This window comes from Hungatella sp. SB206 (assembly GCF_051132295.1).
Taxonomy (GTDB): domain Bacteria; phylum Bacillota; class Clostridia; order Lachnospirales; family Lachnospiraceae; genus Hungatella; species Hungatella effluvii.
Window position 1 is genome coordinate 5,698,784 of sequence record NZ_CP096603.1, and the last position, 14,608, is coordinate 5,713,391.

Annotated in this window: 11 protein-coding genes and 1 tRNA gene; 1 reads left to right on the forward strand and 11 read right to left on the reverse strand. The window is 50.4% G+C overall.

Annotation, left to right across the window (positions count from 1 at the left end):
• Positions 1–48: 48 nt before the first annotated feature.
• From M1L66_RS25225 to M1L66_RS25265, 9 genes are all read right to left on the reverse strand, one after another.
• A complete protein-coding gene (locus tag M1L66_RS25225) occupies positions 49–474 on the reverse strand; it encodes a GtrA family protein (protein WP_002602416.1) in 426 nt (141 codons plus the stop codon).
• 87 nt (positions 475–561) lie between these two features.
• The gene (locus tag M1L66_RS25230; protein ID WP_434694327.1) at positions 562–1,560 is read right to left on the reverse strand and encodes an FAD:protein FMN transferase; all 999 of its coding nucleotides are present in this window, start codon (positions 1,558–1,560) and stop codon (positions 562–564) included.
• Positions 1,561–1,628: 68 nt separating this feature from the next.
• Entirely contained in the window at positions 1,629–2,429 is an 801-nt protein-coding gene (locus tag M1L66_RS25235; RefSeq protein ID WP_187023127.1) for a sirohydrochlorin cobaltochelatase, read from the reverse strand.
• Between the two features lie 249 nt (positions 2,430–2,678).
• Positions 2,679–3,869, reverse strand: a complete 1,191-nt coding sequence (locus M1L66_RS25240) for an iron-containing alcohol dehydrogenase (RefSeq protein ID WP_434688727.1) — start codon at positions 3,867–3,869, stop codon at positions 2,679–2,681.
• A gap of 115 nt (positions 3,870–3,984) precedes the next feature.
• Positions 3,985–4,905, reverse strand: coding sequence for a LysR family transcriptional regulator (locus M1L66_RS25245; protein WP_187023125.1), 921 nt, complete (start codon positions 4,903–4,905; stop codon positions 3,985–3,987).
• Complete coding sequence (locus M1L66_RS25250) at positions 4,902–5,576, reverse strand: redox-sensing transcriptional repressor Rex (protein ID WP_187023124.1); 675 nt, start codon at positions 5,574–5,576, stop codon at positions 4,902–4,904. Before M1L66_RS25250 ends, M1L66_RS25245 begins: the two co-directional genes overlap by 4 nt.
• A gap of 38 nt (positions 5,577–5,614) precedes the next feature.
• Positions 5,615–7,324, reverse strand: coding sequence for an ABC-ATPase domain-containing protein (locus M1L66_RS25255; RefSeq protein ID WP_434688728.1), 1,710 nt, complete (start codon positions 7,322–7,324; stop codon positions 5,615–5,617).
• Entirely contained in the window at positions 7,321–8,454 is a 1,134-nt protein-coding gene (gene queA / locus M1L66_RS25260; RefSeq protein ID WP_434688729.1) for a tRNA preQ1(34) S-adenosylmethionine ribosyltransferase-isomerase QueA, read from the reverse strand. The genes M1L66_RS25255 and queA overlap by 4 nt, the downstream gene beginning before the upstream one ends.
• A 76-nt stretch (positions 8,455–8,530) precedes the next feature.
• The gene (locus tag M1L66_RS25265) at positions 8,531–9,400 is read right to left on the reverse strand and encodes a hypothetical protein (RefSeq protein WP_434688730.1); all 870 of its coding nucleotides are present in this window, start codon (positions 9,398–9,400) and stop codon (positions 8,531–8,533) included.
• A gap of 115 nt (positions 9,401–9,515) precedes the next feature.
• Between M1L66_RS25265 and M1L66_RS25270 the strand changes: the two genes are divergently transcribed.
• Positions 9,516–9,587, forward strand: a tRNA-Arg gene (locus M1L66_RS25270).
• A gap of 498 nt (positions 9,588–10,085) precedes the next feature.
• On the opposite strand, the gene M1L66_RS25275 is transcribed toward M1L66_RS25270, so the two are convergent.
• Complete coding sequence (locus tag M1L66_RS25275) at positions 10,086–12,215, reverse strand: hypothetical protein (protein WP_434688731.1); 2,130 nt, start codon at positions 12,213–12,215, stop codon at positions 10,086–10,088.
• Entirely contained in the window at positions 12,205–14,514 is a 2,310-nt protein-coding gene (locus tag M1L66_RS25280) for an efflux RND transporter permease subunit (RefSeq protein ID WP_434694329.1), read from the reverse strand. The genes M1L66_RS25275 and M1L66_RS25280 overlap by 11 nt, the downstream gene beginning before the upstream one ends.
• Between the last annotated feature and the right edge of the window lie 94 nt (positions 14,515–14,608).

Sequence of the window (14,608 nt, forward strand, 5' to 3'; positions counted from 1 at the left end):
GTCATCGCGTTCCATATGCAGTTACCTGGCCGTACTTCGGCCAACCTTTCACAGGGATTTTTCTTCGCTCTTCCTGAATATAAAAAGTTTACTGAATACGTAGTTTACAATTACAACAATCACAGAAACTGCAATCTTGCTGATATACTCGTCCATATGAATCCATGATACCATGACAATCATAAAGACCATCTCCATCACACCCGACACGGCTCTGCACGCCACAAACGACGTGATCTCCTTCATAACAAAGGCCGGGCGCATATTATAGCTCTGAAATACGAAAATCTTATTCACAATAAACGCAAACAAGACAGATACAGCCCATGCCACCGCTGTCGCTATGCGGTAATCGATATGAACCTTTACCATGGCCGCATAGACCACCCAGTTCACCAGTGTGGTCAGCACCCCGAAGATCAGATAAGAAATGACCTCTCGATTCATAACCTTGTCCCATATTTTTTTAATCATAACACTGCTCCTGTCAAAATTACATTTCTTCTATTGTAGTATAGTGCCGGAAAAATGTAAAGCAAATCCCCATGAATAAAGGAATCCTTAAGATTCTTTATCCAGGAACTGCTTCGCTCCCTCCGAATATACAATCTCATAGTCGTCGGTGATAAACACGCCGTAGGCGCCGTCGATGGAATCGAGCAGGTCCTTTCCCTTCTCCAGTCCCATGGAAAAGCAGGTCGTGGAAAGGCCGTCCCCATCCACGGACAGATCGGAGATGATGGTAACCGATATAAGTCCGTTCTGATACGGATATCCGTCTCTGGGATTTAATATATGGTGGTAATTCACCCCATCCTTTTCAAAATGGCGTTCATAGACACCGGAGGAAACGACTGACATTCCGTCGATGTTCAGCGTCGCAATCGTCTCATTCCGGTCTGCATAAGGTTTCTGAAGGCCGACCTTAAACGGCGTTCCATCGGGCCTTTTCCCGATACAGAGCACATTGCCGCCCAAATTGATCACGGCACTCTTCACACCCTTCCCAACGAGATAGTCTTTCATGCGGTCCGCAATATAGCCCTTGGCTATAGCCCCCAAATCAATGGCCGTATCCGGCGAGCCGAACGTAAGGGTATTCCCAGCCAGCTCCAGATTCTTCCAGTTCACCTTGTCCCTGGCTTCCCTGATCTCGCTATCCGAAGGAACTATATGTTCATCCGACGAAAAATTCCACAGGGAACTGAGGGGCTCGACGGTAATATCAAAATCCCCATCCGAGACTTCACTGTAATGAATTCCCTTTTCCAGCAGAGCCGTCACATCGTCTGAGACGGTCACGGTCTGCTCATCCGCAGAACGGTGGTTCAGCTTGTAAATCTCGCTTCCCTCGATGGTTCTGCTGAATATATTCTCATAGGAACGGCACAGTTCCAGGCTGCCGTTTAAGATATCCGGATCATCTGTATCATACAGAGTCACGGTTACAAACGTATTCAGCATAAAACTGGACTTTGTAATTGGTTCGATCTTTCTGGCGCATCCCGACAGCAGCCAGATGGAAGCGGCAGCCGCAAGACAAACCGCGGCAGCCGCCATTCTCTTTCTTTTTTGCATATAACCTGTCCTTTTCCTTATATAACGAATAGTGTCATTCTAGCAAAGCGCTATTTCAAAGTCAAGGACCGCACCGCCATTTTCGCGTGATCAACAATCATTCTGCGAATCCCTTCCAGCTCTCCCAGCCCCTTCAGCCGGCACACCACCTCGTATCCGTCCGCCTTAAATACACTCTTCCAGGAGTCCTCTTCGTCGCCTGCCATATCGTTATTGGCATGGTCTCCCGCCACGATCATCAGCGGCTGAAGCACCACCCGGCGCGCACCTGTCTGATCCGCCTCGCGCTTCATATCTTCCAGCGAGGGCGTCGCCTCCACAGTCCCGACATGGTACCGGCCGTATCCCTGTTTCTTAAATTCCGCGGCAAGACGCACATAGACCTCATTCGCCGCATGTTCTGTCCCATGGCCCATGAGAATGATCTCCGTTCCCTCCTGGTCAAATTCCTTCGTATCCTCTGCCAGAATGCGGACGAGCCGCTCATAGTCCTCATTCGAAGTGAGCAGCGGGGCGCCTACGGCCACTGCCTCAAAGGAAGCCTCATAGGGACTCATCTCCTCCATCATAGCGTCGAATTCCTCGCCGCTCATGACATGGGTGGGCTGGACCAGAACCCTTTTTATGCCCTGATTTAAAAGTCTTTCCATTGCCTCCGACACTCCGTCGATCGAAATGGAATCCCGTTTCTTTAAAATATTAATAATCACCCGGCTGGTAAACGCCCGGTGGAACTCGTAACCATGAAAATGTCCGGCAATCGTCTTCTCGATCTCCTCGATGGTCTTCTTACGGCTGTCATTATAACTGGTTCCGAAGCTGACCACCAGCACTGCATCCTCTTTTTTCATCCGTTCCGTCCTGTCCCTTCTTTTTTGATTCCCTGATACCATAACACAGATAAAAAACGGTGTCAAACAGCTTTTTCGGTTTCAGTTCACGCACCAGAGGCGCAGGACCATACGATCCTGCGCCCCCGGCACACATTGCATTGCTAAGTCAACCCCTCGCTGTGAACAGCGGGGGGGTGACCCTCGCGGCAGTCGCCAAATGGACGCGCCAGCGTGTCCGTTTGGCTCGTTGCTCACGGGAATAAAAGGTTAAAAATCAACTTCTTTATCATAGTAACAACAGGTTAACAGCTTCTCCATTTCGGCCGGTGTAATCGGTCTCGGATTGGACCCGGTGCATGCATCACCGACTGCCAGCTCTGCTACTGACGGTAATTTTTCATTGAATTCTGTCTCGTCGATGATTCCGCCTTCGTACTCTTTGATGCAGGTTGGAATATTCAGCTTCTCATTCATCCCTCGGAGTTCTGTGATCAGCGCATCCACAAGCTCCTCATCGGTGGAACCCTTGAGGTCAATGAAACGTGCAATCTCAGCGTAACGCTTTGCTGCTTCCGGTTCTTTCGCGTTAAACTTGATTACTTTAGGAAGGTACATGGCATTGGCACATCCATGTACGATATGGCCGCCGGAATATGCGGCGCCCGTCTTATGGGCCATGGAATGAACAATGCCCAGAAGCGCGTTGGAGAATGCCATTCCTGCCAGACATTGTGCATTATGCATGCGGTCACGGGCAGCCATGTCTCCATTATAGGAATCGATTAAATCGTTATGTATCATCTTGATGGCATGAAGCGCCAGCGGATCGGTATAATCACAGTGGAGCGTGGACACATACGCTTCGATAGCGTGTGTCATGGCATCCATACCGGTAAACGCGGTCAGCTTGGCCGGCATCGTCTCAGCCAGATCCGGATCAACAATCGCTACGTCCGGAGTGATGTTGAAATCAGCCAGCGGATATTTGATACCCTTGTCGTAATCCGTAATTACGCTGAATGCCGTTACCTCAGTAGCAGTACCGGAGGTTGACGGAATCGCACAGAATCTTGCTTTTGTACGGAGTGTCGGGAAGTTAAACGGAATGCACAGATCTTCGAATGTGGTATCCGGATATTCATAGAATGCCCACATCGCCTTGGCCGCATCAATCGGAGAACCTCCGCCGATCGCCACGATCCAGTCCGGACCGAACTCACGCATCATCTCAGCGCCCTTCATAACGGTATCCACGCTGGGATCCGGTTCCACACCTTCAAATAATTTCACTTCCAGGCCGGCTTCTTTTAAATAGTCGATTACTCTATCGAGAAAGCCAAAACGCTTCATAGAGCCGCCGCCTACTACCACGATTGCCTTATTTCCCTTTAAATTCTTAAGCTCTTCAAGGGCTCCTTTTCCATGATACAGATCTCTTGGTAATGTGAATCTTGCCATAGTAAAATCCTCCTCGCCATATTTTTATGCTGATCTTATTGTAGACTCAGGGAGGAAAAAATACAAATGTAAATTCCCATATATCAGTATATAAATATCGATATATAGATACTGATTAAAATTCACCCATCAGGCCTGCCTTTACCTGCTCCAGCTCTTCCAGAAACAGCCGTTCCCATTTCCCCATCTTATAACCATTTCTGTAGACGAGGACATCGCGGTACCGGTGATTTCCGTCTGCACACGGCTTCTCGGTCAGTCCGTGCTGCCTTAAGACAGACGGCGGCATGGGGGATACCCACATATAGGTGTCGCTGTTCTCATGGAGAAGCCCCATCTGGGTTCCCCTCTCGAAGATATAGATCCTGTTGGCCGGCGGGCTGTCCGCGGCCTTAAATTCCCGATGGCCGGAAGTGCTGCCGTCTCCATGGGTGATCTCGATGTAGGGCAGCAGATCGCCTGGCTCTATGTGGCCGGCTAAGGCCAGGGGATGGGCCTGCGACATCAGGAGGCGTTCATCGTATTCCAGCAGAAGCTCCGTCTTCAGCCCGCATTCCGCGGCCTGCTTGGTGTAATATGCCTCTGCTGAAGGCTTATATCGGATGATCCCCAGCTTATACTCCCCACGGTCCACATCACGCAGAGTGTCGGCGGAATTCGTCTCCCGAAGCCACAGATTCATGCCTTCCTTCCGGTCAATCCGCCTCACAAACATGGAAAACGCATAGCTGATATAGCTGGCCCGGGGCATGGACAGGGCGAACTCCACACCGCCTGTCTTCGCAGGCTTATAAAGCGCCTCCATCTCCTCTAACTGAGCCAGTACATTTCTCGCATATTCCAGAAAGATCCTGCCTCTGGCCGTAGGAACGACCCCCTTGGACGTCCGCTTGAAAATGGGTGCTCCCAGGCTTTCCTCCAGCGTCTTTATGGCCTTGCTCAAATTCGGCTGGTCCATGTAGAGATTTCCGGCCGCCTGAGTGATGGATCCGGTTTTTTCAACCTCCACGGCATATTGCAGCAATACAGTATTCAAACACCATTCCCCCTCGCTGCATCCTTATCCGTTTCGTAGAGATATTTTGACAGTGCTGCCAGAGACACGGCCATATTCTCATTCTGAACCAGCACATGATCCGGTACGTTCAGATGAATCGGCGCGAAATTCCAGATGGCTCTCACACCTCCGTCCACCAGCCTGTCACACACCTCCTGCGCGGAGTCCGCCGGAACTGTGATAATGCCAATATGGATATTCATTCTCCGGCAGAGATTTTCCAGTTTCTCCATGGGAAGAATCATCTTTTCCCCGACCTTCTGCTCTGCCTTTTTGGCGTCTCCGTCAAAAGCCATGACGATCTCCACGCCATACTGCTCAAACCCGCGGTACGATAAAAGCGCCTTTCCAAGGGAACCCGCGCCCACCAGGACGGCCTGATTCGTATTATGGTACCCCAGAAATTCCTCAATGTCATCAATCAAATCCTTAACTACGTACCCCGTCTTCGGCTTCCCCGCCGAACGCGCCACCATAGCGATATCCTTTCGGACCTGAACCTCATTCAGCTGCAGATCCAGCGCAATCACCGGTGCGGAGATATTGACAAGTCCCTCAGAATCTCTGCGCTCCAGGTAATGATGATACACAGGAAGGCGTTCCAGCGTCTTTCTGGAAATCCCCCCAACCAGATGTTTTTTTTCTTCCATGACTGACCCCTTTGCTAATCCAGCTAACCGCCTGTTCCCTAAAACATCAGACTGCGGCAGCGATTGATACAGGCAAATATCTCCTGACGCCTCGGCATACATAAATTGACCGGCAGATATCCGTCGTCCGCCAGTGCCGCAAGGCCTTCCGCCGCAACCTTCTTTTCCAGCAGGTCCACGATCTGAATCAGATTCCGCCTGCCATCTATGAAATGCGTTCCCGCATATTTTAACAGATATCCCAGAGCCGCGATCTGCTCCGTATCCGCAATCTGTTCCACAAAACGAAGCTCCACCACATCCCGGTCAAACTGCAGGCTGTCACGGCCCAGAACCTTCATCTTAAACCGTTCGTCCCTGCCTCCGGTCTTAAACTTCTTCGGTACCCGTTCAAAGGAAACCGGCGTTAATTTAAGCGACTGGACGCCTTCTCCGAACCCGGCAGCGGCCTCCTTCGCCTCTTTGGTCACTTCCTTCGGCACATAGCAGTCCATCTGTATGACACGGTCCGCCACATGGAAATAGGCGCCCGAGCTTCCGGCTACCAGAATCGTGGAGATTCCCTGCTCGTCATAAAGCGCCCGGACCCGCTCCACAAATGGAGTGATCGGTTCCTGATCCCGGTGCACCACCATCTGCATCAGCTCGTCCCGTATCATGAAATTGGTCGCGCTGGTATCCTCGTCCACCAGAAATGTCTTTGCTCCGCTCTCCATCGCTTCCACCACACCGGCCGCCTGAGACGTACTTCCGCTGGCGTCCTCGGTGCAGAACCGTTTCGTATCCCTTAGATCCGGGAGATTCTTTATGAACAGTGAGATATCCACGTTTTTAACACTCCGTCCATCCTCTGCGCGCAGCTTCACCGCCGACGCCTCCGTGACGACGTACTCCCTGCCATCTCCGGCGATATGATTGTACACGCCCGACTCGAGGGCAGAGAGAAGCGTGGATTTACCGTGGTAGCCTCCGCCCACGATCAGAGTCACACCGCAGGGGATACCCATCCCCTTAATCGCCCCTGCATAAGGAAGCTTCATCACCACTTCCATCGAAGATGGGGACGTAAATGGAACCGCCTTCGCCATCGGCCGGTCCGATACCCCGGATTCCCTCGGCAAAATGGATCCGTTCGCCACAAACGCTACGAGTCCCATGGCAGAAAGCAGCCGTCTCGCTTCCTCCTGGTCCTCCGCCAGTTCAGAGACTTTTTTCACCTTCTCCTTCTCTGCGGCCGGATAGGTTTTGTAAAAACACGTGCCCGCCACGCACTCCGGCAGAAATTCAAACAGAATCTTAATCAGTTCCCCGGAATTGATTGTCCTTCCGTTCGCCGGAAATCCGACTTCTATGCGGATCAAAATGCCTCCATCCTTCGGATCTGCCACACACGCGGTTCTCTCCAGAATCTCCTGGCCGCACCGGCTGACTGCGATCAAACCGCTCTTTCCCGAACCTCTCGCCTTAAAATTGTACCGTTCCACCCTGGCGGCGAATTTACGAAGCAGCAGGTCCTGCAGCGCCACCCGCTTATGACTCAGGTGATAGGACTCTGCCGGAAAACATGCTTTCTTTCCCTCCACCCGGATGCTGACCCTGGATGGCGACGCAAACGGGTCGCCCTGCACATGGTCGATGCTTAAGGTAAAGTCCGGAAACTGGTAAACACCCTTTGCTCCCTTGTAGGCGGGATATTCCTTCCGGTCAACGGAGCGGAGAAATTGTCTCAGATCTTCTGCTGATTTCATTTTTCCGTCCTTTCTCCGGCCTCGTTACCGACCTGATCTCCATCACCGACCTGATCTCCATCACCGTTCTGCTCTCCGCCATCGGGAACCGCTTTCTCGTGAAGATCGGTGATAAACATGGCGTCTCCAAAACTAAAGAAACGATAGCGCTCTCTGATGGCTTCCTCATATGCGTTCAACACGTGCTCCCTGCCTGCCAGAGCCGAAACCAGCATGACGAGTGTGGATTCCGGAAGATGGAAATTGGTTATCAGACAGTCCAGCGTCTTAAAACGGTATCCCGGATAGATAAAGATCTCCGTCCAGCCGCTCCCCGCCTTCAGCACACCGTCGTCCGTGGAAGCAGACTCGACGGTACGGCAGCTGGTGGTTCCTACGCAGACGATCCGTCCTCCGTTCTTCTTCGCATCGTTCACCTTCTTCGCTTCCGCCTCGTCCACAATATAGAATTCGGAATGCATGTGGTGCTCCTCGATCTCATCCACTTTGACCGGCCGGAATGTGCCGAGCCCTACATGAAGCGTTACATGGGCGATCGCGACTCCCATAGCCTCGATCTCTGCCAGCAGCTCCTTTGTGAAGTGGAGTCCCGCCGTGGGGGCTGCTGCCGAGCCCTCATGCTTTGCGTAAACGGTCTGATAGCGGGTCTGGTCCTTAAGCTGGTGAGTGATATACGGCGGAAGCGGCATCTGGCCCAGCCTGTCGAGAATCTCCTCGAAAATCCCCTCGTAGGAAAACTGTATCAGCCGGTTTCCTTCCTCTATAATATCCACCACCGTACCCGTCAGCAGCCCGTCGCCAAAGGTAATCACCGTGCCGATCTTCGCCTTTTTTCCAGGCTTCACCAGCGTCTCCCAGATGTCATTCTCCCGTCTTTTTAAGAGCAGGATCTCGATCTTCGCCTCGGTTCCTTCCTTCACGCCGAACAGTCTGGCCGGGATGACTTTCGTGTCGTTGATGACAAGGCAATCCCCCTTCCTCAAATAAGAGAGGATATCCCGGAACGTCCGGTGTTCGATTTCTCCCGTCTTTTTATCGAGAACCAGAAGCCTGGAAGACGAACGGTCCTCCAGTGGGTCCTGCGCAATCAGCTCCTGCGGCAGCTCGAAATCAAAATCTTTTACATTCATGTCTCTTCTCCTTAATCTCAAAATGCTTCCCTGCACGGTGCTACGCAGAGAAGCATCTGTTGTTATGTATGTTTTGTCATTCGTTTCCGGACATTTCGTCTCCGTTTACCGTCACTTCATTTTCGGAAGCTTCTCCTTCGTCTCCGCCGTCGGCGCCTTCGCTCTGAACGGATTCTCCGGTTTCTCCGGTTTCTCTGCTCTCACCGTTTTCCCCAACGCCTTCTGCCTCTTCACCGCTCATCAGTGCCTGATAGACAGCCAGAAGGTTGGAATCCGTTTCCAGTGCGGCGCGCAGGCCGACATTGACTTCTTCCGCCATACTCTGCACGGCCTCCGACTCGTTTACTTTAGCCATGTACGCCCCATCCTCTGGAGTGACTTCCGCCATCATATGCCAGCTTCCGTCCGCTCCCCGCTTCACAAAGCAGGCAAACAGGCTCGGTGCCATGGTATCCGACTGACGGAACTTGATCTGAAACCTGGTATAGACCACCAGGGTATTTTCCTCAGGGCCGTTCACGCTGTAGCAGGCAATATCGTTATAACTCTGATAGTATTTTACTTCTTCCTCCATACGAAGGCCTTCTTCTCTCAGCTCCTCCGGTGAAGCGCTGTCTCCGTATACCTCTGCAAGACCATTGATATCGCAGGTCCTTCTCGCCTTAAAATAAGCCTCCATCAGGCTGCGGATCTCTTCCCCTGCCTCTTCCAGATGATATGCGGTATCCTCCGTATCCCCTGTCTTCTCTTCTGTCGCTTCCGCCGTCCCGATTTCGATCTGTGATACATCTTCCGTCGATTCTCCCTCTTCCCCCTGCGGCCTGTCCGCCACAACGATAATAATAATCAGGATAATCACAACAAGCGGAATCACCATAAACTTTAAATATCGGATGGTTTCTTCATCTGCAAGACGTTTTTTTAAGTTTTCTAACAAGTCCTTCATATGGGCCTTAACCTCCTGGAGATTCAATCTCCGTTTTATTCTAACAAACTATGATATAAAAATCAATAAAAATAGTCTTGCAATTCATAAGAAAATATAGTAGAATATGAAAGATGCATCTGTAGCTCAGTGGATAGAGCAGTGGCCTCCGGAGCTGCGTGCGTAGGTTCGATTCCTATCAGGTGCATTCCTAATGAAAGCCTTATTTTAAGCGGTTTTGATTTCTCTTGCTTAAAATAAGGCTTTTTTACTGCCATGTTTTTGCTGCTGCAGCAGCAAACTTTTCTTTTGATTTTTAAATTTTTGAGACAGTTATTTTTCTCAGATTGTACTTCAAACTTGTCGACATAAGTCAACTCATCTTTCATACTCTCGGAAAAGCCCAATTCAAAATACGCTACAAAGGTTTCCGGATTTAGATTCTCAGGTATTTTCTCAAAATAAAAACTAATTAACAGGTTAGAAGCTGTAATATCAAACGTCTCTGTATTTCCATCAAATGCATTTGTTGTTACATCGGAAGGAATGTGAACGGAAAAACCAATTTCAGAAATCGTGTACGTATTCCATATTACGGTATTGGTACCCAGCCTGCAAAAGCATGAACAGAAAAGAGAACCTGGATTCTGCCGGAGGCCAGGACCGGATACCCATTAAAGATCCGGCCTACCATGAGTATCTGTTACTATTTTCCAGTAAAAAATCCTGTTACCGTATCCCATATCTTCACAAACACATTTACAATTCTCTGCCACAGCCCGACATTCTGCGGAACCGGTTCGATATCAACCGCGTTCGTATTCACATCGTCTTCGCTGATCTCCTCTGTGCGCAGAATAATCTGAATGCTGGCCGGAGACGGATTCTTATCCGAGGTGAAGGAAATCATGGACTGAGACGGGTCCATTTCCAGCAGATTCGTGTCATCCTCGATCTTATCCAGCTCATCCTTTACACTGGCTCTCAAGTCCTCGTTGGCATCCTTTAATTTGTCGCTGGTGCCCTTGGTATCCGCAGCCTTTTCCAGAATATCAATCAGGCCGTCAAGGGTCTGCTTCGTACCGTTTTCCACCGCGCTCCGGTTGGTCCTGGCCGTGTTCTGCACACTTCTCAAGAGCGCGATCACCTGGCTCGTGCCGGAACTCATCTGATCGAGGGAGGCGGCCATGTCATCAAGCATCAGGTCAAAACCGGCTTTATCTTCATTGATGGTCCTGTTTAAATCATTGACATCTCCGATCAAAGTCTCGATACGGCCCATGATGGAGCTGATCTCCCCTGCCGCATCCTGGCCGCTCTCAAGGCCGTCGTCCAGGCGGATTCCAGACAGTGTGCGCTCCAGATCGCTCACCATGCCCTGAAGACCATTAACCACAGGGAGAAGCGCCCTGGCCGCTGCCGCCAGCTTCGAAAGGCTGGCCGCGTCTCCCAGGCCGTTTCCGTTAATCGCATCCAGCTGGCTGCGCAGGCGGTCCACGGCATCGGAGCCGACAACGGACTCCATGTCATCCAAAATTCCGTACGTCTCCTCCAGCAAATCGCTCAGCGTCTCCTGCTGCTCCGCCAGATCTTCCTCATCCAGTTCTGCAGGGATACCTCCGGCCGTCTGTATGATATTCTGAAGTACTTCATTGATCTGTTCCAGCTGATCGTCTACAATCTGCAGATGATCCAGAATCTCGTCCCTGTTGGAATTATTCAAATCATCCCGCAAATCCCCCAGAGAGTCCTCCAGATCACTGAGTTTTCCTGCCAGATCAAAGAAGTCATTGCCGGAGCTTCTCAGGGTCTTCACGATGGCGTTGATTCTCGTGTTGATTTCATCCAGGGACTGCTTATTCGTATTAATATCCGGAGCCAGCTGGCTGATTTTTTCATTGACAGCTTCCAGACTGTCCAGGCTGTTATCCGCGTTGGCTATGATTTCGTCCTTCGACGCGTCCAGCCCCGCTCTCGCCTTCTGCAAATCCTCCAGACCCGCCTGTGCCACATTCATGCCGCCGCTGATCCGGTCCAAGGTATCCAGAATTTCATTCATACCATCCAGCAGCTTATCGGTGGAATCCCCTACCGTGTCCTTTACCTCTTTGATATCGGTAATCTCGCTCATCTGGTCCAGCGTTCCGGGAATCATCATCATGATCAGGCCCATCGACTCGAAATTCGTCGTGCTGATCCCGATGTGAAAGGTCTTCTCTTCCCCTGGGACAGCGGCAAAAATCACAACCTTATACGTTCCTAATGCCTGTGTTTGAGAGCCTGGCGCCTCCACAGCGTTTACATCTTCCATATTAACCATGGTCGCCACCTGAAGAAGCATGTTGTTGCGGTAGTACTCCTTTGCATTCTCATTGGGAATGCAGTGTACATCCATTTCCACCAGTCCATTGGCATGGACCAGTTCCTTTGCTTCCTTTGGAATACCATTTAATTTATAGGACACGTCAAAATTCCATGGGAGAATCACCTCGTCGTTGTTCAGCTGGCACTCGTAGTAAAACCGTTCCTTTGAGTCCTCCGGCAGCTGCCAGGTGACTCCATCCCCGCTGATCACTGGTTCCGCGTAATTGGACATATTCGTTACATCTGTATAATTTCCATAATCCGTAAATGTTCGAAGGCCGTTTAAGGAAACTCCCTTCACTACACTGCTGTCCACCTGATTTCCGTAATAATCCAGATTCACATACAGCGCCTCATCCGTAGCAACAGCGGGCAGTCCCGCAAGGGCGCTGCCCGCCATGGACATGCCGAGCATCGAGCTGATCAATGCGGCGGCGGTAATTTTATATCTGATTTTTCTTCTATTTCTCATTTTCCTTCACCTCATCCTCAATATTCTTTGACGGCTGAACCACTTCTATTTTCTTATCTTGCTTCACCGGCCCCATCTGCTCCGCTTCCATTTTCTTCTTTGGCTGCCCCGGCATCATCTGCACCGTTTTTTGCTTCATCTGTTTCTTCAAATCCCGTTTTTTCTGCTTCACCGCATGGCGCGTTTCCTCTATCTTAATTTTCTTAGCTTCTTCCTTCATCAGCAGCGGATCCGCCATGGTAAGGAGCACGGGAAGCAGGAACAGTACCATCAGGACGCTGATCAATGCCCCGCGTCCGATCAGATGACCCAGACCGCCGATTGCAGCCACCGAGGAAACGAAATACAGGCCGTACCCCGCAATTGTCAGAATCGTCCCCGATGTTAGTATGGAAAGGGCGCTTCGCGATACTGTATGCTTGATCGCCCGTGCCTTTTCGGGATACGTTCTTCTCGCATCCATATAATTATTCGTCATCAGAATCGAGTAATCCACCGTAGCCCCCAACTGCAGGCAGCTGACGATAATATATCCCATATACAGCATACTTTCTCCTGTAAAATACGGAACCGCCATGTTGAAGAAGACTGCCACCTCGATAGGAATCAGGACGACAATCGGGATTATCAGCGATTTAAATGATATCAGAACCACCAACCCCACGCCGAGAATTGACAACAGGTTGACGAAATTGTAGTCCGCCGTAATAATTGATTTGATATCCTGCGTGGAAGGGATCACTCCCGTTATATAGGAGTCCTCCGGATAATAGCTCCGTACAATGGACGTGATCTCATTGGCACACTGGAAAGCAAAATCGCTCTCATCCGAAGTCTTTACATAGATCATAATTCGGCTGTAGTTGTCTGTGTGCAGCAGGCTCGTTGCGCTCTTTGGAATGATTTTTTCCGGTATTCCCTCCGGAATGGTGCCTGCCAGGGAAGTCACCGATTTTACGTAATACAGATCATCCAGCGCATCCGTCAAATCCTTCTCTTTCACCATGCTGGTGTTCGGAACCACGGCCAGAATCAGATTGCTCTTGCCGAAGCGCCCGTTGATCTGCTGCTCATCCTCATACACCTTCGTTCCGGGGCTGGACCCGAGAGCGCTGTTTCCAAACGTAAATGAGTTCATATTCTGGGCTGTAAATGCGGGAACCACAAATAGAAGCACAACTCCCAGAACCACATACCGCACTCTGTAGACCACCTGTCCCAGACCATGGAAGGAAGGCATAAAGGACTTATGCTCCGTCCGTTTAATCCGGTCTCCCCAGCGAAGCAGGAGCGACGGCATCAGAAACAGCACGGTAATCAGACTGACCACGATTCCCTTCGCCAGAACGAATCCCAGGTCTTTACCAATACTGAAACGCATCAGCATCAGTACGACGAACCCGATAATGGTGGTGGCGCCGCTTGCAAGAATAGAGGGCAGTGACTTATGTATTGCGTTGGTAATGGCGGTAACGGGATCATTTCCTTTGGCCCGCTCCTTTGTAAACATGTCGAGCAGGAACACCGAGTAATCCATGGCGACGGCCAGCTGCAGAATCGAGGCCACGCTGAAGGTCAGAAATGATATGGTCCCCAGAATCAGATTCGTTCCCATATTGATGATAATGGCAATTCCCATGACCATCAAAAACATGACCGGCTCAAACCACGAAGTGGTCGTGAGGCATAAAATAACCGCGATCATCACCACACCGAGAGCCATGGCAATGCTGATTTCCCGCATCAGCGTCTCATTTAAAGACTTATTCTGTACTGCGGAGCCCATGAAATAGCCCTTGTCTCCTGTGAGGGTCTGCATTTCATTGATGGCAGATTTCGTCAAACTGCTGGAATCGCCTTCCTCAAAAATGATATCCATCACCGCATAGCCATCTTTATAGTAATCCTGGATATCGTCGTAGTTAATAAAGATATTGGCGTTGTACACATCTGTCGTCGTATCCGCCCACATAACCATGTCCACGCCGTCAATCTCCGCAATCCGGTCCTTATAGGCCTTGGCTTCATACAGCGTCACCGGCCCCACCATCACACGGGCGGTTCCCGGATAGCCGAACTCCTCTTCCATCCGGTTTAAGCCTTCCTTAGCAGGCGCCCAGTCAGGCAGGTATTCGCTCAAATCGTAATTCACATGCACAAAACAGGCAGATATCACCGAAAGAATCACCGCAATGGCAAAAATTTTCTCGATCCATCTGCCTTTCTGTACAATTACATCAACCATACTAAAACGCTTTTTCTGCTTTTTCTCTCTTATTTTTCTCGTCTTCACAGCCATCACCCTTTTCAAATCTTTACGACCTTAACAATAATACCATTTTGCCTTTTTGTAATTATACAATTTATTTAAGTTGGATGGTTTTTAGACAAAA